Source organism: Pseudomonas sp. CROZ-RG-20F-R04-15 (assembly GCF_022662375.1).
GTDB lineage: Bacteria > Pseudomonadota > Gammaproteobacteria > Pseudomonadales > Pseudomonadaceae > Aquipseudomonas.
Window position 1 is genome coordinate 120,664 of sequence record NZ_JAKNQL010000014.1, and the last position, 22,289, is coordinate 142,952.

Sequence of the window (22,289 nt, forward strand, 5' to 3'; positions counted from 1 at the left end):
CCGATGAACGCCGCCCAGCTGCGCCGCGTCAACGCGGAAAGTTTTGCGCATTACCGTCAGGGCCTGATCGACCTGCTGCTCGATGCCGTGGGTTACGGCGCCAGCGTTGGCTTCATGGCCGATCTCGATGCCGCGCAGGCGCGCGCATATTTCGATGAGGTGCAGGACAACGTCAACAAGGGCAGCGTGCTGCTCTGGGTGGTGGTCAAGGACGAACAAGTGCTGGCCAGTGTGCAGCTCGGGTTGTGCCAGAAAGCCAACGGCCTCAATCGCGCCGAAGTGCAGAAGCTGCTGGTGCGCGAACACGCACGGCGTCGCGGTCTCGGTCAGCAATTGATGAGTGCGCTGGAACTCGAAGCGCCCAAGCACAAACGCGGCATGCTTTACCTCGACACCGAGGCCGGCTCGCCCGCCGAGGATTTCTACAAGGCGCTGGGCTACACCCGCGCGGGTCAGATTCCTGATTACGCCTGCGACCCGCACGGGACATACCGGGCGACCGCCCTCTACTACAAGATTCTGCAAGGAGCCCAGTGATGATTCCTGGCGAGTACCAGATCCAGCCCGGCGACATCGAACTCAACGTCGGCCGCCGCACCGTCAGCCTGAAAGTCGCCAACAGTGGCGACCGGCCGATTCAGGTCGGCTCGCACTATCACTTTTTTGAAACCAACGATGCGCTGACCTTTGATCGCGCCGCGAGCCGTGGCATGCGCCTCAACATTCCGGCGGGGACGGCGGTGCGTTTTGAGCCGGGGCAGAGTCGCGAAGTCGAGCTGGTGGATTACGCCGGGCATCGGCGGGTGTTCGGATTTGCCGGGCGAATCATGGGTGATCTCTGACCTCTGCGTGCACCGCTGCCCCTCACCCCAGCCCTCTCCCGAGGGAGAGGGAGCCGATCACCGATAACCGGCCCACCGCGTACAGTCCCCTCTCCCTCTGGGAGAGGGCTAGGGTGAGGGTCGATGGCTCACCACTATTTTCCTGAAGGACGCAGCATGAAGATTTCCAGACAAGCCTACGCCGACATGTTCGGCCCCACCGTCGGCGACAAGGTGCGCCTGGCCGACACCGAGCTGTGGATCGAAGTCGAAAAAGACTTCACCACCTACGGCGAAGAAGTGAAGTTTGGTGGCGGCAAAGTCATCCGCGATGGTCAGGGCCAAAGTCAGTTACTGGCCGCCGAAGTGGTCGACACCCTGATCACTAACGCGCTGATCATCGACCACTGGGGCATCGTCAAAGCCGACGTCGGTCTCAAGGACGGCCGCATCGCCGCGATCGGCAAGGCCGGCAACCCCGACGTGCAACCCAACGTCGACATCGCCATCGGCGCGAGTACCGAAGTGATCGCCGGTGAAGGCATGATCCTCACCGCCGGCGGCATCGATACGCACATCCACTTCATCTGCCCGCAGCAGATCGAAGAAGCGTTGATGAGCGGTGTCACCACCATGATCGGCGGCGGCACCGGCCCGGCCACCGGCACCAACGCCACCACCTGCACCTCTGGTCCTTGGCACCTGGCACGCATGCTTCAGGCCGCCGATGCGTTCCCGATGAACATCGGCCTCACTGGCAAAGGCAACGCCAGCCTGCCGGAGCCGCTGATCGAGCAGGTCAAGGCTGGCGCCATCGGCCTCAAGCTGCACGAAGACTGGGGCACCACGCCGGCGAGCATCGACAACTGCCTGAGCGTTGCCGATCAGTTCGACGTGCAGGTGGCAATCCACACTGACACCCTCAACGAGTCCGGTTTCGTCGAAACCACCCTCGGCGCGTTCAAGGGCCGCACTATCCACACCTATCACACCGAAGGTGCCGGTGGCGGTCATGCGCCGGACATCATCAAGGCCTGCGGCTTTCCTAACGTGCTGCCGAGTTCGACCAATCCGACCCGGCCGTTCACCCGCAACACCATCGACGAACACCTCGACATGCTGATGGTCTGCCATCACCTCGACCCGAGTATCGCCGAAGACGTTGCGTTCGCCGAAAGCCGCATCCGCCGCGAAACGATTGCCGCCGAAGACATCCTTCATGACCTCGGCGCGTTCTCGATGATCAGCTCCGACAGCCAGGCCATGGGCCGCGTCGGCGAAGTCATCACGCGCACCTGGCAGACCGCCGACAAGATGAAAAAGCAGCGCGGCCCGCTGCCGCAGGATGGCGCAGGCAACGACAACTTCCGCGCCAAACGCTACATCGCCAAATACACGATCAACCCGGCAATCACCCATGGCATCAGCCATGAAGTCGGCTCGATCGAAGTCGGCAAGTGGGCGGATCTGGTGCTGTGGCGCCCGGCGTTTTTCGGCGTGAAACCGACGCTGATCCTCAAGGGCGGCGCGATTGCCGCGAGCCTGATGGGCGACGCCAACGCCTCGATTCCGACACCGCAACCGGTGCACTACCGCCCGATGTTCGCCAGTTACGGCGGCTCGTTGCATGCGACCAGCCTGACCTTTATCAGCCAGGCGGCGCAGGAAGCCGGATTACCTGAAGCGCTAGGACTGAAGAAGAAAATCGCCGTGGTGAAGGGTTGCCGTGACGTACAGAAAACCGACCTGATCCACAACGATTACTTGCCGGACATCGATGTCGATCCGCAAACCTATCAGGTCAAAGCGGACGGTGTGTTGCTGTGGTGTGAACCGGCGGAAACGTTGCCGATGGCGCAGCGCTATTTCCTGTTCTGACAAGCGTCGTCGTCTGAATACGGACGTTGAAATCCGTATTCAGCAGCGATGCCAGATCAATCAGGGAAATGCCCACGACATCTGTTGTTCGGTGTAGTTGTAATCCAGACGCAGCTCAGTGCCTGCCGGGATGTCTTGCGAAGCGAACACGGCGTTAAGGATGAAGTCCTTGGTCACCAATTGCTTGCCGACCCACTGTTGCGCCTCGATGTCGAAAGGCACCGTTTCAACGTTATAGCCACCGCGTGCCTGGCGAACGGGCTTGCCTGCAGCGTCGTACTCAAAGTTGGAATTGATTCTGGAAATGATGTTGTCACCCAATATCGCCAAAGGGTCGGGCAGCATTTGCCCCGGACCATACTGCAAGCGCACCCCGGCCAGCATGCTGAACGTCTGTTCATATGGCTGTACGAAGCGTGCCGGGGTAATGGCGCCCCCGTAGACACCGATCACCTCGCCTTTGGCCAAGCGCCGGTTGGCCACCACCATGGACTGCCCGATCAACGCTTTTTCACCGGGGACTTTTACATCGGCTTCGGTGAACAGTCGCCATTGCAGTTTCTCTTCATAGAGCATCGCGACATCTTCATAACCTTCGTATTTGATGTAGGGCTTGATCTGCTCGGAGGTAAACAGGTCACCGTTTTCAAAACGTACCTTGGTCTGCAACTTTCGAATGCGGATCGGCCGGCCGGCGGTGTCGCGGAGCGGGTACTTGCCATTGTTGGCGCGGTTGTAGGTGCCCAGCTGATTACCGAGAAACGAATAGCGCGTTTCACTGCGCATCAGATTCAGCTCTTGCGCCGTGTACGGCTTGATCGGCATGGACTCGGAGGCCAGATAAAACTGCTCCGACGCACCGTCGTCATTGCGCGGCAACTCCTCCAGCGCCAACTCGAACTCATCGTCACTTCTGCGCGGAGAACGACGACTCTTGCGCGGCATCACAGCCTGCGGCGTGGAAGCGGAGAAATCCTGCAATGGAAACCAGTGATTGCTCGCAGGATCAAATGCAAGCGCCGGCCCTGACGGTTGCAGTTCGCTCGCCAGACGGGCCCTGTGCAGACCGGTTTGCGGATCGACGGCAAGCAATACCGTGCCGCCATCCTGAATATCGGCGTATTGCCGGCCCTTGAAAGTGCGAAAGCCCTCGGCATCGGCGGCGGGTAACGCGCTTGATGCGGGGATCAGGTATTGCTGCAGCCCAGGGGCTTCGGTAGTACTGACACCGGTGGAAACCGACGTCGACTCGTGCACATGCACTCTCGTCGTCGCCGCAGCCACTGAAGTCTCAGGCGTGCCACCCGCCGTTTCAGGCGTAGTACCGGGCGTTTTGCGCAGAAAGGGGTCTGGGGCGAGATGCGCTGTCCCGGTTCCTGAAGAATCCGCATCAGCGGATGTACGCGGGCTCGCGGGCACATCGACGCGGCCCGTTACCGGTGTTGGCGGTTTGGGTTTGACTGGCATTTTTACGTTTCCTTGTGAGCGTTACGCGGCGTCCGCCGGCATGGCTGGCGCTGCGGCGACCGGCGTCCATTGCCGATCCTTGCTCGAAACTATCAGAGAGATTCGCCGGTTAAAACCGGGGAAACACCTGCAAAAACATTAACCTTGCGCAAGCGGCTTCGCTTCATGAGCAAGGTCGATCGGGCCAGGCAAAACCGGCGGAAAACTACTCGACCACCAGGCGCCCCAGACGCTGGCGCAACATGCGGTTTTCAGCGCGCAATTCACGCACCTCTTCCAGCAGGTCCAGCGCCAGGGCGACGCCTTCCCACTCAAGCTCCAGATCGCGCCGCAGCTTGGCGGCGCGTTTGGCCAAAGCCAATTCGTAATCGGTGAAACGCCATTCCCGGGGCTGCGCGCCCTGAGGTTCGAGGATGCCGTGCTCGACGATTTCGATCACGTAGACGTCCGACAGATCGGCCGCCTCACAGAATTCTGCCAGGTCCAGTTGAACGATCAGGGGGCTGCTCATGATGGGCTACTCCGTCGTCGAATTTAGAAGTTCTCTCGCGGATTGAAGGCGGCTTTCTTCGCCAGTTCCTGCCACAGCGCCTTGACCTCGTCGTCGGCCGCTTTCGGCATCACCGCTTTGAGTTGCACAAACAGATAACCGCGCTCGCCGGCCTTGTTTTTCAAGCCATGACCTTTGGCGCGCATGCGCTGACCGTTCTGACTGCCGGCCGGCACCTTCAAGTTGATCTTGCCGGTCAGCGTCGGCACCGCCACCTCGGCACCCAGCGCCAGTTCCCACGGCGCCAGCGGCAAGGTGATGATGAGGTTTTCGCCTTCTACATCGAATTTCGGGTGCGGCGCAAAACGAATGGTCAGGTACAGGTCGCCGTTGGCCCCGCCACCGACGCCCGGTGCGCCCTGGCCTTTGAGGCGGATGCGCTCGCCGTCGGTCACGCCCGCCGGGATCTTCACGTTCAGGCTCTTGCTGGTATTGCTGACGTGCTGGCCGTTGGCGTTGTATTGCGGCACCTGGAAGGTGACTTTCTTCGACTCGTTCGACAGCGTCTCCTCGAGGAAGATCGGCAGTTCCATTTCCACGTCTTGCCCTCGGCGCCCAGCACTGCGTTGTTGCCGGCCTTCGCCGCCACCGAAACCGGGGCCGCGATTGCCGAAGATCGAACTGAAGAAGTCCGAGAAGTCGCCGGTGTCGCCACCGCCGCCGCCAAAGCCACCACGGCTCTGCCAGCCCGGTGGTCCCTGGAACGGCTGACCGTGCTGGCCATAACGGCGCAGCTCGTCGTATTCGGCACGTTTGTCAGCGCTTTTCAGCGCTTCATAGGCTTCCGAGGCGTCTTTGAACTTGGCCTCGGCGTCCTTTTCCTTGCTGACATCAGGGTGGTATTTACGCGCCAGCTTGCGATAGGCAGCCTTGATTGCCTTGTCGTCTGCCGTCGGCTCCACGCCGAGTATCTTGTAATAGTCTTTGAAGTCCATCGAAGGAATCACCGTCCGTTATCGATTTCGCGCCGATGCCAGCATGCGCCGATTCGCGCGTGCCGGGTTGACCGATCTCAAGGTTGTGACCGGGTGGCGCAGCAGAAGTTTATCGGCAGTGGACGGCGGTTCTTGTGACCGCCGGTGGTTCTGCCGGCCCATGCCAGCAAGTTTGGGGCAAAGCTTGAGGTTTCAAGGCAGTTTAGTCGTGAAATAGCAGATGACCGGCCTTCGAATCTGGCGCGCACTGACATACACTGCGCGGCCGTTTTTTTGACCGGAACCGAAAGACATGAAAGACGCCTCTCCAGCCCGTGCCTGCGGCATCGACTTCGGCACGTCCAACTCCACCGTCGGCTGGCTGCGCCCCGGCATGGAAACGATGATCGCGCTGGAAGACGACAAGATCACGCTGCCGTCGGTGGTCTTCTTCAACATCGAGGAGCGCCGCCCGGTTTACGGTCGTCTGGCGCTGCACGAGTATCTGGAAGGCTACGAAGGCCGACTGATGCGCTCGCTGAAGAGCCTGCTCGGTTCCAAGCTGATCAAGCATGACACCAGCGTGCTCGGCACGGCGATGCCGTTCAAGGACTTGCTCGGCCTGTTCATCGGCCAGCTGAAGAGCCGCGCGGAAACCGCCGCTGGTCGGGAATTCGAGCAAGTGGTACTCGGCCGTCCGGTGTTCTTCGTCGATGACGATCCGCTGGCTGACCAGGAAGCCGAAGACACCCTGGTCGATGTGGCGAAGAAGATCGGCTTCAAAGAGGTGTCGTTCCAGTACGAACCGATTGCGGCCGCCTTCGACTACGAGTCGACCATCGAGAAAGAAGAGCTGGTGCTGATCGTCGACATCGGCGGTGGTACCTCCGACTTCTCGCTGGTGCGCCTGTCGCCGGAGCGTCGCGGTTTCGATAACCGTCACGATGACATCCTTGCCACCGGCGGCGTGCACATCGGCGGGACCGACTTCGACAAGCAACTGAGCCTGCAAGGCCTGATGCCGCTGTTCGGCTACGGCAGCCGCATGAAGAGCGGCGCCTACATGCCGACCAGCCACCACATGAACCTGGCGACCTGGCACACCATCAACTCGGTGTACTCACAGAAATCCAGCCTGGCGCTGGGCAGCATGCGCTACGACATCGAAGACACCGGCGGCATCGATCGTCTGTTCAAGTTGATCGAACAGCGCGCCGGCCACTGGCTGGCGATGGAAGTCGAAGAAACCAAGATTCAACTGACCCACACCGATAGCCGCCATGTGCCGCTGGACCGGATCGAGGCCGGGTTGAGTGTGGAACTGACGCGAGCGCTGTTTGAATCGGCAATTGATGCGCTGCTGGAGCGGGTACGCGGCAGCGTTACGCAGCTGTTGAACGATGCCGGTGTGGCGGTGGATCAGGTCGATACCGTGTTCTTCACCGGTGGTTCGAGCGGGATTCCAGCGCTGCGCAACAGCGTCTCGGCGATGCTGCCGAATGCGCGGCATGTTGAAGGGAATATCTTTGGCAGCATTGGTAGCGGATTGGCGATTGAAGCCATGAAACGCTATGGCGCCATGGCCTGACCTGAAATCGGCGTCGCGCCTTTCGCGAGCAGGCTCGCTCCCACAGTGGATTGCATTTCAACTGAAGGAATGCGGTCAAAGTGTGGGAGCGAGCCTGCTCGCGAAGGGGTCCGTTCAGTCGCTACAAGGCTTGGATCAAACCATCCCGCCCAGCTTCAACTCACTCTTCAGATACGCGTAATAAATCGGCCCCGCCACCACCCCCGGCAGGCCGAACGCGGCCTCGAACACCAGCATCGCCAGCAGCAACTCCCACGACTTGGCACTGATCTGCCCGCCGACAATCCGCGCGTTGAGAAAGTATTCGAGCTTGTGGATAACAATCAGATAACCCAGCGCCGCCACCGCCACCCAGATCGACAGTGACAGGCCGACGATGGTGATCAGCGTGTTGGAAATCAGGTTGCCGATCACCGGCAGCAGACCGAGCAGGAAGGTCAGCACGATCAGGGTTTTGGTCAACGGCAGCTTCACGCCGAACATCGGCAGGATCACCGCGAGGAAGATCCCGGTGAAGAATGTGTTGAGCAAAGCAATCTTGATCTGCGCGAAAACGATATTGCGAAACGCTTGAACCAGCAGGTGCAGACGGTCGAACAGCGCCGCCGCCAGCGGTTTGCGCTTGGTCACGTCGGGCACGCGCTGCAGGGCGATGATCGCGCCGAGCACCATGCCGATCAGCAGCGTCACGAACATGTGCGCCGCGTCCTTGCCGACCAGTTGCAGGTCGGACAAGTGCTTGCTCATCCACTCGCCGATCGCCACGCGAAATTCCGCAGCACTGGCCGGCAGGTAGGCGTCGATGAACGGCGGCAATTGCCCACGCGCGCGGTCGACCACACCCATGAATTTATCGAGGGAAGCGCCGGGGTTTTCTGCTTCGTGCAGGAGAAAACTGATCGCGCCGGCGAAGATCAGCGCCAGCACACTCACCACCAGCGTGCCGAGCAAAGCCACCGCCAGCCAACGCGCGCGGCGGCCTTCGATCAGCCGTTGCAGTTGCGGGGTGAGCATGTTGACCAGCTCATAGACCAACAACCCGGCCAACAGACTGGGCAACAAGCGCAGCGGCAGCACCAGCAGCAAACCGCCGAAAATGATGATGCAACTGACCCAGAACACTACATGACGCTCAGAAAACGTTGGCATACAGCCTCAAAACGAACGGCGTAAAAGGATTGGCAGTCTGCCAGCGTTCCGGGGTGAGCACTAGAAATATGCGGTGCTTCAGCCCCCTCACCCTAGCCCTCTCCCAGGGGGAGAGGGAACCGATCGAGGAATGGCGAAGAAATCCGGCGACCTGCCAGTGCTGTATTGAATCCAGAATCGGCCGGATAGTTCAGGTCGATGGATATCTGAAAACAACGCGGTCAGTCCCCCCTCCCTCCGGGAGAGGGTCAGGGTGAGGGCGGCCCCCCACCGAACCGGGTTATTTTTTCTTCAGGCAATCACTCATGAACGTCTTGCGCGCATCGCCGGTCAGGGCTTTGGTTTTCGCGTCGGCGTTGCAGGTTTTCATTTTTTCCTGCTGCGGGGTCAGGGTCTTGGCATCGTTGGCTGCTGGCGCTGTCTTGAGGCAGGTGCTCATGAAGGTTTTGCGCTCATCGCCTTTCAGACTCTTGGCGGTCGCATCAGCATTGCAGGTGGTCATCTTGTTCTGTTGCGCCGTGGCGGCGAAACCCTGGGAACACAGGAGCAAACCAATCATCAACAAAGGCACACGCAACATCTTCATGGAGTTTTCTCCTTGTCGCCGCACCGACGGGGGCGGCCTCTGCTGGAGTGTAGCCAAATCTTGTTACACCTTCCTGCCTTCCAGATGGCTACGGCGATACTGCTCCGGCGTACAGCCGGCCTGCCGCGCGAACATGGCGATAAATGCCGAGCCGCTGCTGTAACCGAGGTCGAAGGCAATTTCCTGCACACTGCGTGAAGTCTCCAGCGCCTCGATCGCGGCAAGATAGCGCAGACGCTGACGCCACTCGCCGAAACTCATCCCCAGCTCACGAACAAATTGCCGCGCCAGCGTGCGCTCACTGACATGCACCTGCAGCGCCCAATGCGCCAACGGCTGATTGTTGCCCGGATTGGCCTGCAAGGTTTCCAGGATCGCCAGCAAACCGGTGCTGCTCGCGTAGGGCAGATAACATTCGTGCACCGGTGCCTGTTGCAGTTGATCGACCAACACCTGCGCCAGACGCTGATCAGCATCGAGCTCGGGAATCTTCACGTCGCGGGCGGCGAAGTCTTTGAGAATCGCCTTGAGGATGTCGCTGATCGCCAACGTGCAGGCACGTTTGGGCAACTCGGTGCAGACCTTGGGATCAAGGCACACCGCGCGATAGTTGACCGGCTGATGGCTGTAAAAGCTGTGCTCGACCTGCGGCGGCACCCACACCGCGTACTGCGGCGGCGACATGAAGCGGCTGCCGTCGACGTCCATGTGCAGCACGCCGTGAGCCGCGTACTCCAGGGTGCCCCATGGATGGCGGTGCGGCGCGGCAAATTCGTGGGCGTTGAAATCGGCGTAGCGGAAGTACACCGCCGACGGCAGTTCGCTGAAATCCAGCAGATCGATGTGTTTACTGTTCATGCTGTCCGGTTTCAGAGGCAGGTTGTCCGGTTCGAAGTATAGGCCTGCATCCAGACAAGGGATAATTGCCCTTCATCAACGTACTGGTTTCAGCTCATGCAATACGCGTTTCCGCTGCTGGCGATTTTTATCTGGGCCGGCAATACCGTGATCAACAAACTCGCGGTCGGGGCAATTTTCCCCGCCGAGATCGGTTTCTATCGCTGGCTGCTCGCCGGTTTGCTGTTCACCCCGTTCATGCTCAAAGCGGTGATCGCGCACTGGCCGCAGATCCGTCCGAACCTGGGCAAGATTTTCATCCTCGGCGTACTCGGCATGGCGGTGTATCAAAGCCTCGCCTACTTCGCCGCGACGCTGACCACCGCGACCAATATGGGCATCATCCTGTCGCTGATGCCTTTGATGTCGCTGGCCATGGCGATTATCAGCCTTGGACAGCGCCTGACCGCCGGCGCGCTGGTCGGTGCGGTGTTGTCATTCGCTGGCGTACTGGTGGTGGTGTCGTCCGGCAGCCTCGGTGCGTTGTTGCAGCACGGCGTGAACATGGGGGATGCGATGATGTTGATCGCCACCCTCGCCTATGCGATCTACAGCACCTTGCTGAAAAAATGGCAGCTGCGTCTGCCGCCGTTGGTGTTGCTGTATTTGCAAGTGCTGGTGGCGATTGTCGTGTTGTTTCCGTTGTATGCGGCTTCGCCGAAAACCGGTTTGACCCTGCAGAACACTCCGCTGGTGCTGTATGCCTGCCTGCTGGCGTCGATGCTCGCACCGCTGGCGTGGATGCAGGCTGTGCAGCGGTTGGGACCGAGCCGGACGACGTTGTTCTTTAATTTGCTGCCGTTGATTACCGCGCTGATTGCGGCAGTGGTGTTGAAGGAACAGTTGGCGATGTATCACCTGGTGGGCGGGTTGTTGACGTTGGGTGGGGTGATTTTGTCTGAGCGCTGGACAACCGTGTTGGGCCGCCGGATCAGTATTGCCTGATCTGGCCCCATCGCGAACAGGCTCACTCCTACATTTGGAATGCGTTCACCTGTAGGAGTGAGCCTGCTCGCGATGAACGATAACTCGGTCTTACAAGCTAAAGACCGGCAGCCTCAAGCCGCGCCGCATGCTCGACAAACAATCGCACCGGATCCGCACCTTTGCCGACCAGCCCCAGCGACTGGTTAACGATGTCGAAGTGATCCAGCGGAAAGTCATCGCCAATCACCGTGCCAAGATGCGAGCTGTACCGCCCGACCATCCCGTCGCACTGCCCCGGTTCCCGCACAAAGGTTTTCGCAAACAAGCGACAACTGCGATTGGTCCCGTCAAACAGATTACCGCCACGATCGGTCTTGCCCGGCTGCAACGTCCCCGACCACGAGTAATAACGCACGCCGTTAACTTCCTCCGGCCCGTGCCCGCCCCACGTCTCGGGCAAGCCCTGTGGATAACGCTGGTTGAACAGTGCGACGCCTTCAGTCGTCAGCGATTGGTGCGAGGCGTGGATATCCACCGGCAGTTTCGGCCCGTGATAACCGGTCTCCAGTAACGCCATCAGCCAACCGACAAAACGCAACAACGCCGCAAGGATCCGACCTTTGGCACTGTCCGCCGGGTAATGTTTCGCCAGGTAATCAGCCAGTTCCGAGCCATGATTCGGTCCGGCCACCGATGTGACCGACGCCACCAGATCCGGCCGTCTCGCCGCCGCATAGCGTGCCGTCAGCGAACCCTGACTGTGGCCGAACAGGTTGACCTTTTGCGCCCCGGTCTCACGCAGAATCTCATCGATCCGCGCCAGCAACTGCTCGCCGCGTACCTCAGTCGAATTGAGCGGCGACACCTGCACCGCAATCACCGTCGCACCACCCCGGCGCAATGCCTTGATGATGCCGTACCAATACGGATAGAGGACCAGCCGGATAAACCCGAGCATGCCGGGCACCAGCACCAGTGGATAACGCGTCGACATGGGCAAACATCCTTGTGGTCGGTGAGTGGATGCAAGGCGTGCAAAACGCCCGCCAAGCATCCTCCCTGATGATGACAACTCAGCGACCAGCCTACTTCAGGCCCACCACCCCTGCCACAATCAGCCCTACCGAAAGCAGTTTGACCAGCGTCAGGCTCTCGCCCAGCAAGGCAAAACCGAGAAACACCGTGCCCAATGAGCCAATCGCCGTCCAGATCGGGTAGGCAATGCTCACTGGCAACTCGCGCATCGCCAGCGTGAGAAAGTAGATGCCGCCAACCGCCGCAATCACCGTGATCAACGACGGCCAGAGCCGGGTGAAGCCCTCGGCGTACTTCATGCCCATGGCAAAGGTCACTTCAAACCCGGCGGCGATCAGCAAGAACAGCCAGGCCACCTAGAACACCCGGGCGAGGTCGAGCAGGCGCTGCTCGGCCTCGGCCACCGACACCGCGAAGGTGCGCTCGGCGGACTCTTCGCCCTCGGCCGCGACCACAGTGACGTCGTTGATGCCGATGAAACCCAGCGCCGTGCGCAGCCATGGATCGGCGTGGTTCAAGGCTTCCAGTTCACCTCCCGGACCGAAGCCAAACCCGCCGCGACTGGTGACAATCAGCGCCTTCTTGCCCTGCAACAGCGGCGTGTACTGGGCGACACCGTTGTCCAGCGTGTGATCGAAGGTCAGGCCCAGGCGCACGATCTGGTCGACCCAGGCCTTGAGGCCGCTGGGTACGCTGAAGTTGTACATCGGCGTGGAAATCAGCAGCAAGTCGTGGTCGAACAACTCGCCGACCCATTGATCGCTCAATGCCAGATCCGCCTGCATCGATAACGGACGCGCCTCAGGCTGTGGATAAAACGCGGCGGCGACAAAGGCTTCGTTTACCGCCGGAATCAGCGCCCGCCCGACCTCGCGGCGAGTCACCTGCGCGTGTGGATGACGCACCTGCCAGGCACTGAGAAAATGTTCCGCCAGGCGCCGCGAGTGAGAGCGGTCACCACGAGGGCTGGCATGAATCGCAAGAATTTTGCTCATCTGAAACTCCTTGAGGCTAGACTTTGATTGCTGTGTCGCTGCAGATTGCAGGCGCCACGCCTAAGCCTCAAATGAGCAAAAATCAGTCGGGATGAATTCATTTCACCCATGGAGCTTTCAATGTTCGCCTCGCTGCCGCTGACCGCTCTGCGCGCTTTTGAATCGGCCTCTCGGCTGCTCAGTTTCAAGGCTGCCGCCGAAGAGCTGTCAGTCACGCCCACCGCGATTTCGCACCAGATTCGCTCGCTGGAAGACTGGCTCGGCGTTGCGCTGTTCGAACGCCTGCCACGTCAGGTGCGCCTGACCGAGGGCGGCGAACGCCTGTTTCGCAGTCTGCATGGCGCGCTGCTGGAAGTGGCGCAAAGCGTCGACACCCTGCGCCCGCAGCGCAACGCGAGCACGCTGACGCTATCGACCACTGCCGCATTCGCCGCGCTGTGGCTGGTGCCGCGCCTCGGGCGGTTTTATGCGCAGCATCCGAACATCACCGTGCGTCTCGATACCCATTGCGAAGTCATCGATCTGCACCAGGACGCCAGTGTCGATCTGGTGTTGCGCTACAGCCTCGACGACTACCCGAACCTTTATGGCCTGTGCCTGTTCGATGAATCATTCGGTGTTTACGGCTCGCCCGAGCAAGTGGCGCTGGCCGCACGGCGCACACCGACGTTGATCAGCGTGCGTTGGCACAACTCGAAACTGTATGCCCATGGCTGGGAAGCATGGTGCGCCAAGGCCGGTGAACAGTGGTTGAACCAGCAGCCAGCCAACCGCGAATACGATGAAGAACACTACGCCCTGCAAGCAGCAATCGCCGGACAAGGATTGGTGCTGGCGAGCAACATTCTGGTCTCGGAAAGCGTCGCCAGTGGTTTGCTGGTGCCATACAAGGGTGAGATTCAAGTCGATGGCGCCGGCTACAGCGCGTTGTGTGTGCCGGGTCGCGAGCGGCATCCACCGGTGCGGGCGTTTTTCGCCTGGTTGCGGGAGGAAGCGCAGCTCTCGGGCCTGGCCCCAAGGTCGCCGCAAATCGCATAAAACTTTTTGCAACGCTCATGACTCACAGCTTAGGAAGCGACCGCGTCCGCAGAACGTGGCGCCCATCGGATTAGCCTCCAGGAGATCGAAATGAGCGACGACCTGCATCTGTCAGATGTCCAAACACTGCGCGACCGTGCGCGCCAACACGTCGAAAACGGCGCCGTCACCGAGGGCTACAGCGCCGACCGTGAAGAGGTGCTGCGCTTGCTCAATGAATCGCTGGCCACCGAACTGGTCTGCGTGCTGCGCTACAAGCGCCACTACTTCATGGCCAATGGCGTGAAAGCCCATGTGGCCGCCGAAGAGTTCCTCGAACACGCCACCCAGGAAGCCCAGCACGCCGACCGCCTCGCCGAGCGCATTGTGCAATTGGGCGGCGAGCCTGAGTTCAACCCCGACCTGCTGTCGAAAATGTCCCACGCGCAATACGTGGCCGGCAACACCCTCAAAGAAATGGTTTACGAGGATTTGGTCGCCGAGCGCATCGCTATCGACAGCTACCGGGAAATCATTCAGTACATCGGTGAGAAAGACCCGACTACGCGGCGTATCTTCGAAGATATTCTGGCGCAGGAAGAAGAACATGCCGATGACATGGCTGACATCCTGAACGACCTCTAACTCTTCTAAACCGCATTCGCGAGCAGGCTCGCTCCCACACTCGACCGCATCCATCTGAAGGAATGCGGTCCCCTGTGGGAGCGAGCCTGCTCGCGAAGGGGCCCTTACGGCCACCGATTACTTGGTCGGTTTGACAGTGACAGGCGCCTTGCCCGCCTTCATCTGCTCCAGCAACGGCGCACACTGGTTCGGCTCGCCACCACTCGGCGCCACCAGCGCCAACAACCCCGCCGCCGGCGCTGCAATCACACCCAACGCCACCATCCCCGCCCCGCGCAACATCAGCGGCACAGCCTTCACGCCGGCATCCGGCTTGATGAACTTGCCGCGCACGTACAGCGGCGAGCGCAGTGAAATCAAACGCCAGCCCTTGGATTCCGGGGTCACGGTCAGATCGAGCTGCTCGGTGGCCATGTTTGCCGTGCCATCGATGTAGATAATCGCGTTCTCGGTATCGAAGACAAACAGCTGCGTAGTCGCCAGACCAGACTTGATATCAAAGTCCGCCGCCGCGCAGTTGATCTTCACTTCCTTGTCGCCAAAGATCTTGCCGACCACATAGTTACCGACGTTGAGCCCGGCCAGCTCCATCAGCTCGCGGCTGATCGCGCCGTCGTTGATCAGCATCTTCAATTTGCCGTTGGCACCGCCCAGCAACTTGGCCACCGAGTTGCCGCGCCCGCTGATATCGGCGTCACCGTTGAGTTCACCGAAACTGGTCTTCATGGGTTCAAAGGTCGGGAACAATTCTTTGAGCTTGAACCGACGCGCGGTCAATTTGGCCCGGCCTTCCAGCGGCTCGGTACGACCGTTGAGGCGGATCTGTGCATCAAGATTGCCGCCCGCCACGCCAAAGCGCAGTGGCTCCAGGCTGAGTTCGCCGTCGTTGAGTTTCAGGTGGGTATAAAGGTCGTTGAACGGCAGTTTTTCGCTGTGGACGATGCGCTTGCCGGTGAACTCGACATCGGCGTCCATCGCACGCCAGCGATCGGTCTTGAACTCCTCCACCGGCAGCACTTTATCGGCCGGTTGTTTGCTCTCGCCGCCGCGAGCCTTTTGCTTGTCATTGGAGTCAGCACCGATCAGTGGCGCAAGGTCGGCGAACAGCAGTTGATTAGAGAGCAATGCACCGCTGAGTTTTGGCCGTGGCTGGCTGGCAACGTAGGTCAGGTCGCCGTGAATATCGCTGCTGCCGATCTTGCCGTTGAACTGCTCATAGGTGAACTTCGCACCGGCCTCGTCGTGCAGCTTGGCGATCAAATGGCCGTCAGTGGAGTACGGCGGCGTGTCCGGCAGGGTCACGCCGGTTAAAGGATAGAGATTGCCGAGACTGGCCCCGGCCAGTTTCAAGCGCAGATCGAGCGCGCCAAGGTTCAGTGGATCGGTCAGCGTGCCAGCCAGTTCGATGCTGGTGTCGCCGATCTTCGCCTGGGCCTGCAAAGGGAATGGCTTGCTCGCGTCCTGCAACGCCAGCAGCCCGCCGATCTTGCCTTGGCCGGTGAGGTTTTGGCCGTGATATTGGCCTGTGACCTTTAAGGCAAATGCGTAATCCTGCGGTGCACCGCCCTTGTCCTGCGCAGTTTTCGCCGCTTTGGCACCAACGATGTCGCTGTAAGGAATCGGCTTGCCCAGCGGATCGATCAGTACATCGAGACTGGTTTTCAGTGTCTGATCATCAAGAGTGACGTGGCCCTTGTCGAAACCGATGGCGCCGATGTCGACCACCCAGTTCGACGGTTCGGCATTCGGGTCTTTCGGATCGAACTTGAACGTCCAGTTCGCGCGGCCGTCGGCCAGACGCTGCAACTCGGCGTTCGGTTCGGTCAGGTCAATACGCGGAATCACCACCCGTTGCGCCAGCAGCGCCAGCGGCGAGATACGCAGCTCAACGCGCTTGAGCGTGACCATCTGCGGTTTTTTCGACCAGTCCGGGTTGCCCAGGCTCAAATCCTCAGCGACCACGTGCGGCCACGGCACCCAGGCGCGCCAGCCGCCCTCGTCCGGCTCGCGCTGCCAGATCACCGCGAGGTTGCCGTTGATGGCAAACGGTCGGTGCAGTTCTTCCGAGACTTTGGCGTTGAGCGGCGGTTTGATCCGGTTCCAGTCGAAGAACACGATGATCAACACCAGCACCGCCAGTAGCAGCACGAGGGTGGCGAAGGTCCAGCTGAAGATTTTTCCAGTGCGCGTCATGCACAAAGCTCCTGATCACGACCGCACGCAAAGACTGCGGCGTACGGCTGAAACGGCGGACCAAAGCGGCCCTCATGAAATCTACGACTGGCAAACCAGCCGCAGGTTTAATCGAAAGGTCGATTAAGGCGCAAAAACTCACGCGAATTCTGACCGATCAGTCGAACAGTGTTACCGCGACCCGCACTTTTGCGAGGCGCGAGTGGGTCGGAAATACCCACCCCGGTGCAAAACCGCTGCCCTGAAAGGCCCGATCTAGAGCCTCCTGGCAGAACAATCAATTCTGTTGATTATTACCATTGCGTTTATGAACTTTTATATCGACTTATCGAGAGTAGCATTGCCCTCGTACCCACTTTATCGCCCTCCCAAGGAGCAACCCATCATGAAACGCCAATTACTGCTCAGCCTTACCCTGTCGATGTTAGCCAGCACTGCTTTCGCCCTGCCCGCTGCCGATCAGGCTACTCCGCAAGTGAAATCCAGCCACTCGGTGTTCAGCCAAACCGTAGCCGCTGATGGTTCCGACCGTACCCCACAAGGCCAGACCCTGGCTGAAGGCGGCCGTGATCGTCTGGAAGAGAAAGGTCTGGTGCAAGACGGCTACGACAAGACTCCACAAGGTCAGACCCTCGCCTCCGACGGTGGTGATCGCACCCCACAAGGCCAGACCCTGGCTTCCGACGGTAGCGACCGCACCCCACAAGGCCAGACTCTGGCTTCTGACGGCGGCGACCGCACTCCACAAGGTCAAACCCTTGCCGAAGGTGGTGGTGACCGTGTGATCGAACGCAACAGCGCCTTGAGCTAAGCCCATGGCGGCCTCGAAAAAAAGCCCAATCACCGGATTGGGCTTTTGACTTTTCTGGCCCGGTAAACCTTTCGCTCCACCTCCTCCCGTTCGACGCCGACAAAGCCGATTTGCTAGAGTGCGGCGCTTGTCCTGCCATAGAACACATCCTGCGATGCTGCCCCGCGCCGAACAGAAACAACAGACCCGCAACGCCCTGATGGACGCTGCCCGCCACCTTATGGAAAGCGGCCGAGGATTCGGCAGCCTGAGCCTGCGCGAAGTGACGAAAACCGCCGGCATCGTGCCCACCGGTTTCTACCGGCATTTTGCCGACATGGATGAGCTCGGTCTGGTTCTGGTCAGCGAAGTCGGCCAGACCTTCCGTGAAACCATCCGCTTGGTGCGCCACAACGAATTCGTCATGGGCGGCATTATTGATGCTTCGGTGCGGATCTTCCTCGACGTGGTCAGCGCCAACCGCTCGCAATTCCTGTTTCTCGCTCGCGAGCAATACGGCGGTTCGCTGCCGGTGCGTCAGGCGATCGGACGCTTGCGCGAGAACATCAGTTCCGACCTGGCGTCTGATCTGACGATGATGCCCAAGCTTCAGCATCTGGACGCCGCCGGCCTGAGCGTAATCGCAGACCTGATCGTCAAGTCGGTGTTTGCCACCCTCCCGGACATCATCGACCCAACCGCTGAAGCCCTGCCGGAGCATCTGACGCCGCAGGCGAAGATCACCCAGCAGTTGCGCTTCATCTTCATCGGGCTCAAGCACTGGCAAGGGCTGGGCAGTACCGAGTAACACCCCCTCATTACTGACATACCAAATTCCCCCCCTGTGGGAGCGAGCCTGCTCGCGAAAGCGTAGTTTCAGCAACATTTATATGGCTGACACACCGCCTTCGCGAGCAGGCTCGCTCCCACAATTGGTTCTGTGCCAAGGCTCTGATTTGGTGCATTAAAAAATCTTCACGCACCAAAACATTCCAAAATTCCGCAACATCTTGAAACATCCACTACGCTCCGACAGGGATTTCCTACATCTCGTCCGATTGGCAAGCCCCTTGCTCTAACCCAATCATTGTCCATAGCTGGAAGTTTTCCGATGCTGGTGATTCACCGCAGAATCGACCCTCAACCCGTCTGGGCCGCCGAGTTGCACCTGACCTTCGAAGCGCGGAGCAAAAGCCGTTTGCGCTGTTTCAGTGCCGAGGGCGAAGACGTCGGGTTGTTTTTGGATCGCGGTCAGCCGCCGCTGTTTGACGGCGAATGCCTGCAAGCCGAAGACGGCCGCATCGTCCGCGTCTGCGCCCGCCCCGAGCAATTGCTGCATGTCACCTGCGCCAACACCTTCGAATTGACCCGCGCGGCTTATCACTTGGGCAATCGCCACGTTGCCTTGCAGGTTGGCGATGGCTGGCTGCGTCTGCTCGACGATTACGTGCTCAAGGCCATGCTCGAACAGTTGGGCGCGCAAGTCGAAGCCATTGAAGCGCCGTTCCAGCCGGAACACGGTGCTTACGGCGGCGGCCATCACCATTCCCGACACGGCGACGAAGACTTCAATTACGCGCCGAAACTCCATCAGTTCGGCGTCCGCCTGTGAATCCGGCCTGGGCGCTGCTGCGCCTGGCCAGTCCGCAGCTGCCGATTGGTGGCTACAGCTATTCGCAAGGTCTGGAAATGGCCGTGGATAACGGCCGCGTCAACAACCCGGACAGCGCCAGGCGCTGGATCAGCGATCAGTTGCTGCTGAACCTCGCCCGCTTCGAAGCGCCGTTGCTGCTCGCACATTGCCAAGCCGCAGCGGACGAAAACTGGAGCGAGTTGCTGAGCCTCTGCGAAAGCCACCGCGCCAGTCGCGAGACGCGTGAACTGCATCTGGAAAGTCGGCAAATGGGTTACTCGTTGCAGCAATTGCTCAACGGCTTGCCGGAACTCGACGCGTCGGCGCGCGACTTTCTTGAACAATGCAGCGAACCGCATCTGGCCCTGTGCTGGGCGCTGGCCGCGCGCGCCTGGGGCATCAGCGCGCAAGACGCGCTCGCTGCGTGGCTGTGGAGCTGGCTGGAAAACCAGCTCGCCGTCCTGATGAAAACCCTGCCGCTGGGCCAGCAAGCCGCGCAACGCCTGACCAGCGAACTGCTGCCGTTGTTGCAACAGGCGCAGCAGGGCGCCAGCCGAATCAATCCCGATCACATCGGCAGCGCCGCGTTCGGCCTGTCCCTGGCGTGCATGGCCCATGAGCGCCAGTACAGCCGCCTCTTTCGCTCTTAGGAGAAACAACCATGAACACCCAACCTCTGCGCGTCGGCATCGGCGGCCCGGTCGGTTCCGGCAAAACCGCGTTGACCCTGGCCCTGTGCCTGGCCTTGCGCGAGCGCTACAACCTCGCCGTGGTCACCAACGACATTTACACCCGTGAAGACGCCGATTTTCTCGTGCGCAACGAAGCCCTCGCGCCCGAGCGGATCATCGGCGTGGAAACCGGTGGCTGCCCGCACACGGCGATCCGCGAAGACGCCTCGATCAACCTTGAAGCGGTCGATCAACTGAACCGACGCTTTCCGGGCCTCGATCTGATTCTGGTGGAGTCCGGCGGTGACAACCTGTCGGCGACTTTCAGCCCGGAACTGTCCGACCTGACCATCTACGTGATCGATGTCTCGGCCGGCGACAAGCTGCCGCGCAAGGGCGGGCCGGGCATCTGCAAATCCGATCTGCTGGTGATCAACAAGATCGACCTGGCGCCGCTGGTGGGCGCCTCGCTGGAGATGATGGACAGCGACACCAAACGCATGCGCAACGGCAAGCCGTTCGTTTTCAGCAACCAGAAAACCGGTCAGGGCCTTGAGCAAATCATCGCCTTCATCGAACGCCAGGGCCTGCTGACCGCAGCCTGATTCACTGCTCAACAAGGAAGCTTATCCATGACACTCAAACGTATTCTTGGCGCTGTGGCGCTGCTGCTGACTCCGGCACTGGCCTTCGCTCACCCAGGGCATGGCGACAGCGGTTTGATCGCCGGTATCAGCCACCCGATTGGCGGCCTCGACCATTTGTTGGCGATGATTGCTGTTGGGCTGTGGGCGGCGCAGCAGCAAGGCGCGGCGCGTTGGGCGCTGCCGTGCACTTTTGTCGGCACCATGCTGATGGGCGGCATGCTCGGTTTTGAAGGGCTGGAATTGCCAGCGCTGGAAAGCGGCATTGCCGCGTCGGTGTTGGCGCTGGGTCTGGCGGTGGCATTGGCGGTGCGTCCGCCGTTGGTCATGGCGGTGGTGGCGACGGCGGTGTTTGCGTTGTTCCACGGTGTGGCGCATGGCTTGGAGCTGCCGGACATGAGCAGTCCTTGGGCGTATGCGGCGGGTTTCGTTGTGGCGACCGCCGCTTTGCATGCCGTCGGTTATGGCGTGGTTCGCGTGTTGCCGCAGGCAGCGGCGCCGCTGGTGCGGTTGGCGGGTGCGGCTTCGGCGGCGACCGGGGTCTGGTTGTTGGCAGGATGATTTTTTAGCGCCTGCACTGGCCTCTTCGCGAGCAGGCTCGCTCCCACAGGTTTTGTGTACACCGCAAATCCACTGTGGGAGCGAGCCTGCTCGCGAAGGCGGACTGACAGACACCGCGTCTCTAAAGGCTGCCGCTCTGCTACCATGTCGCGCAATCGCCCCAGCCCGTGACGACGTCCGCCCATGCCCCACGCTTCCCGCTCCACCACCCTGCCCGAATTGACCGCCCTGTTCGGCGCTGTGCAACAGCACTTCGTCAACGTGATCGTGCCCCTCTGGCAAGGCCCGGGCTGGAACGCCGACATGGCGCTGCCCTTTGAGGCGCTGGATGCCGCGCATCAGCCGCTGCCCGCGCAACGCTATCGGGCGATGGCCTGTGCGCGGCAGCTGTATCTGTTTTCCAGTCTGATCGGGGTTGTGGATAACGCCGACGTTCGTGCGGCGGCGCTGTTCCGCTCCTTGCAACGGCACTTTCATGATGCCGAGCATGGCGGCTGGTTCTACAGCATCGATGCGCAGGGCAAGCCGCTGGATCAGCGCAAGGACCTCTACACCCACGCTTTCATCCTGTTTGCCTGCGCGCATTACTGGGCAAAGTCCGGCGATCCGCTGGCTGAGTCGACGCTCAACGCGGCGCTGGAAATCATCGGCCGACGCTTTGCCACCGGCGATGGCTTGTACGAAGCCTGCCTGGAACGTGACTGGATCACCCTGCAAACCGGTCCGCTGCAGAATCCGTTAATGCATCTGGCCGAAGCCTTTCTCGCCACCCTGGCGGTGCGTGAAGATGCCCAGACGCAGAAGGCTCTGCTGGAGTTATGCACAGCCATGCACAAACAGTTCGTCGATCCGCAATATGGCGTGCTGATGGAGAAACCGCTCGGCGCTGTGGATAACTGGTATGAGCCAGGGCATCAGTTCGAGTGGTACTTCCTGCTGGAATCGTCGCCGTTGCTGCGCGGTTCGAAACTGCATGCGGCGCTCGATCGGGCATTTGCGTTTACCGAGCAATACGGTGTGGTGCAGCCATCCGGTGCGGTGCGGGCGATGCTTGATCTGGAAACCAATGGACGCCCGCGAGACTCGACCCAGCGGATCTGGGCTCAGGCGGAATATCTGCGGGCGCTGACCTTGCGGCCGAACAGTGAAACGGTGGTGCTGCGTCAGTTGCAGGCATTGCAGCAGCGGTTTCTGCATGCCGGTGGCTGGCATGAGTGCCGTGATGAGTTGGGGGAAGTCAGTCGCAAGGACATGCCTTCGACTACGCCGTATCACTTGGCGACCTGTTACCACGGTCTGGCTGAATATCTTCGCTGACTTATAGACCG

Annotated in this window: 24 protein-coding genes; 14 read left to right on the forward strand and 10 right to left on the reverse strand. The window is 60.5% G+C overall.

What is annotated here, in order from left to right; all coding sequences use genetic code 11:
* Window positions 1–3 precede the first annotated feature (3 nt).
* The 3 genes from L8H52_RS20360 (at window position 4) to ureC (ending at window position 2,699) form a co-directional block, all read left to right on the forward strand.
* The gene (locus L8H52_RS20360; protein WP_242208466.1) at window positions 4–537 is read left to right on the forward strand and encodes a GNAT family N-acetyltransferase; all 534 of its coding nucleotides are present in this window, start codon (window positions 4–6) and stop codon (window positions 535–537) included.
* Window positions 537–842: an urease subunit beta gene (locus L8H52_RS20365; RefSeq protein WP_016984791.1), complete on the forward strand. Its 306-nt coding sequence runs from the start codon at window positions 537–539 to the stop codon at window positions 840–842. The genes L8H52_RS20360 and L8H52_RS20365 overlap by 1 nt, the downstream gene beginning before the upstream one ends.
* A 156-nt stretch (window positions 843–998) precedes the next feature.
* Window positions 999–2,699: an urease subunit alpha gene (gene ureC / locus L8H52_RS20370; protein ID WP_242208467.1), complete on the forward strand. Its 1,701-nt coding sequence runs from the start codon at window positions 999–1,001 to the stop codon at window positions 2,697–2,699.
* Window positions 2,700–2,759: 60 nt separating this feature from the next.
* Here ureC and L8H52_RS20375 read toward each other — a convergent pair whose 3' ends face one another.
* From L8H52_RS20375 to L8H52_RS20385, 3 genes are all read right to left on the reverse strand, one after another.
* Window positions 2,760–4,166 (reverse strand): SET domain-containing protein, encoded by a 1,407-nt coding sequence (locus L8H52_RS20375; protein ID WP_242208468.1) that lies wholly within the window; start codon window positions 4,164–4,166, stop codon window positions 2,760–2,762.
* A 205-nt stretch (window positions 4,167–4,371) separates the two neighbouring features.
* Window positions 4,372–4,677 (reverse strand): chaperone modulator CbpM, encoded by a 306-nt coding sequence (locus L8H52_RS20380; RefSeq protein ID WP_016984795.1) that lies wholly within the window; start codon window positions 4,675–4,677, stop codon window positions 4,372–4,374.
* A gap of 23 nt (window positions 4,678–4,700) precedes the next feature.
* Window positions 4,701–5,651, reverse strand: coding sequence for a DnaJ C-terminal domain-containing protein (locus tag L8H52_RS20385; protein WP_095126127.1), 951 nt, complete (start codon window positions 5,649–5,651; stop codon window positions 4,701–4,703).
* Between the two features lie 292 nt (window positions 5,652–5,943).
* Here L8H52_RS20385 and L8H52_RS20390 point away from each other — a divergent pair, with 292 nt between their 5' ends.
* The gene (locus L8H52_RS20390; RefSeq protein WP_242208469.1) at window positions 5,944–7,218 is read left to right on the forward strand and encodes an Hsp70 family protein; all 1,275 of its coding nucleotides are present in this window, start codon (window positions 5,944–5,946) and stop codon (window positions 7,216–7,218) included.
* 135 nt (window positions 7,219–7,353) lie between these two features.
* On the opposite strand, the gene L8H52_RS20395 is transcribed toward L8H52_RS20390, so the two are convergent.
* The 3 genes from L8H52_RS20395 to L8H52_RS20405 all read right to left on the reverse strand — a co-directional run bounded on the left by L8H52_RS20395 (window position 7,354) and on the right by L8H52_RS20405 (window position 9,811).
* Complete coding sequence (locus L8H52_RS20395; protein ID WP_242208470.1) at window positions 7,354–8,367, reverse strand: hypothetical protein; 1,014 nt, start codon at window positions 8,365–8,367, stop codon at window positions 7,354–7,356.
* Between the two features lie 280 nt (window positions 8,368–8,647).
* The gene (locus tag L8H52_RS20400) at window positions 8,648–8,953 is read right to left on the reverse strand and encodes a PsiF family protein (RefSeq protein ID WP_242208471.1); all 306 of its coding nucleotides are present in this window, start codon (window positions 8,951–8,953) and stop codon (window positions 8,648–8,650) included.
* 63 nt (window positions 8,954–9,016) lie between these two features.
* Window positions 9,017–9,811 (reverse strand): helix-turn-helix transcriptional regulator, encoded by a 795-nt coding sequence (locus tag L8H52_RS20405; RefSeq protein ID WP_242208472.1) that lies wholly within the window; start codon window positions 9,809–9,811, stop codon window positions 9,017–9,019.
* A 96-nt stretch (window positions 9,812–9,907) separates the two neighbouring features.
* On the opposite strand from L8H52_RS20405, the gene L8H52_RS20410 reads away from it, so the two are divergent.
* Window positions 9,908–10,795 carry a DMT family transporter gene (locus tag L8H52_RS20410; RefSeq protein ID WP_242208473.1) on the forward strand — a complete coding sequence of 296 codons (888 nt, stop codon included), beginning with the start codon at window positions 9,908–9,910 and terminating at the stop codon, window positions 10,793–10,795.
* Between the two features lie 97 nt (window positions 10,796–10,892).
* On the opposite strand, the gene L8H52_RS20415 is transcribed toward L8H52_RS20410, so the two are convergent.
* The 3 genes from L8H52_RS20415 to L8H52_RS20425 all read right to left on the reverse strand — a co-directional run bounded on the left by L8H52_RS20415 (window position 10,893) and on the right by L8H52_RS20425 (window position 12,807).
* Complete coding sequence (locus L8H52_RS20415; protein WP_242208474.1) at window positions 10,893–11,771, reverse strand: triacylglycerol lipase; 879 nt, start codon at window positions 11,769–11,771, stop codon at window positions 10,893–10,895.
* 91 nt (window positions 11,772–11,862) lie between these two features.
* Window positions 11,863–12,168, reverse strand: a complete 306-nt coding sequence (locus tag L8H52_RS20420) for a multidrug efflux SMR transporter (protein ID WP_016985399.1) — start codon at window positions 12,166–12,168, stop codon at window positions 11,863–11,865.
* Entirely contained in the window at window positions 12,169–12,807 is a 639-nt protein-coding gene (locus L8H52_RS20425; protein WP_242208475.1) for an NAD(P)H-dependent oxidoreductase, read from the reverse strand. It abuts the gene before it with no gap.
* A gap of 108 nt (window positions 12,808–12,915) precedes the next feature.
* Here L8H52_RS20425 and L8H52_RS20430 point away from each other — a divergent pair, with 108 nt between their 5' ends.
* The gene (locus L8H52_RS20430; RefSeq protein WP_242208476.1) at window positions 12,916–13,845 is read left to right on the forward strand and encodes a LysR substrate-binding domain-containing protein; all 930 of its coding nucleotides are present in this window, start codon (window positions 12,916–12,918) and stop codon (window positions 13,843–13,845) included.
* A gap of 90 nt (window positions 13,846–13,935) precedes the next feature.
* Complete coding sequence (locus L8H52_RS20435) at window positions 13,936–14,469, forward strand: ferritin-like domain-containing protein (RefSeq protein WP_034151608.1); 534 nt, start codon at window positions 13,936–13,938, stop codon at window positions 14,467–14,469.
* Window positions 14,470–14,586: 117 nt separating this feature from the next.
* On the opposite strand, the gene L8H52_RS20440 is transcribed toward L8H52_RS20435, so the two are convergent.
* Window positions 14,587–16,662, reverse strand: coding sequence for an AsmA family protein (locus tag L8H52_RS20440; protein ID WP_242208477.1), 2,076 nt, complete (start codon window positions 16,660–16,662; stop codon window positions 14,587–14,589).
* A 385-nt stretch (window positions 16,663–17,047) separates the two neighbouring features.
* On the opposite strand from L8H52_RS20440, the gene L8H52_RS20445 reads away from it, so the two are divergent.
* The 7 genes from L8H52_RS20445 to L8H52_RS20475 all read left to right on the forward strand — a co-directional run bounded on the left by L8H52_RS20445 (window position 17,048) and on the right by L8H52_RS20475 (window position 22,278).
* A complete protein-coding gene (locus tag L8H52_RS20445; protein WP_242208478.1) occupies window positions 17,048–17,473 on the forward strand; it encodes a hypothetical protein in 426 nt (141 codons plus the stop codon).
* A 154-nt stretch (window positions 17,474–17,627) separates the two neighbouring features.
* Window positions 17,628–18,260 (forward strand): TetR family transcriptional regulator, encoded by a 633-nt coding sequence (locus tag L8H52_RS20450; RefSeq protein ID WP_242208479.1) that lies wholly within the window; start codon window positions 17,628–17,630, stop codon window positions 18,258–18,260.
* A 303-nt stretch (window positions 18,261–18,563) separates the two neighbouring features.
* On the forward strand, window positions 18,564–19,064 hold the full coding sequence (ureE, locus tag L8H52_RS20455) for an urease accessory protein UreE (RefSeq protein WP_242208480.1): 501 nt from the start codon (window positions 18,564–18,566) through the stop codon (window positions 19,062–19,064).
* Window positions 19,061–19,735, forward strand: a complete 675-nt coding sequence (locus L8H52_RS20460; protein WP_242208481.1) for an urease accessory protein UreF — start codon at window positions 19,061–19,063, stop codon at window positions 19,733–19,735. Before ureE ends, L8H52_RS20460 begins: the two co-directional genes overlap by 4 nt.
* A gap of 11 nt (window positions 19,736–19,746) precedes the next feature.
* Window positions 19,747–20,361: an urease accessory protein UreG gene (ureG, locus tag L8H52_RS20465; RefSeq protein ID WP_007915910.1), complete on the forward strand. Its 615-nt coding sequence runs from the start codon at window positions 19,747–19,749 to the stop codon at window positions 20,359–20,361.
* A gap of 27 nt (window positions 20,362–20,388) precedes the next feature.
* Window positions 20,389–20,961: a HupE/UreJ family protein gene (locus L8H52_RS20470; protein WP_242208482.1), complete on the forward strand. Its 573-nt coding sequence runs from the start codon at window positions 20,389–20,391 to the stop codon at window positions 20,959–20,961.
* Between the two features lie 183 nt (window positions 20,962–21,144).
* Window positions 21,145–22,278 carry an AGE family epimerase/isomerase gene (locus tag L8H52_RS20475; RefSeq protein ID WP_242208483.1) on the forward strand — a complete coding sequence of 378 codons (1,134 nt, stop codon included), beginning with the start codon at window positions 21,145–21,147 and terminating at the stop codon, window positions 22,276–22,278.
* Window positions 22,279–22,289 lie beyond the last annotated feature (11 nt).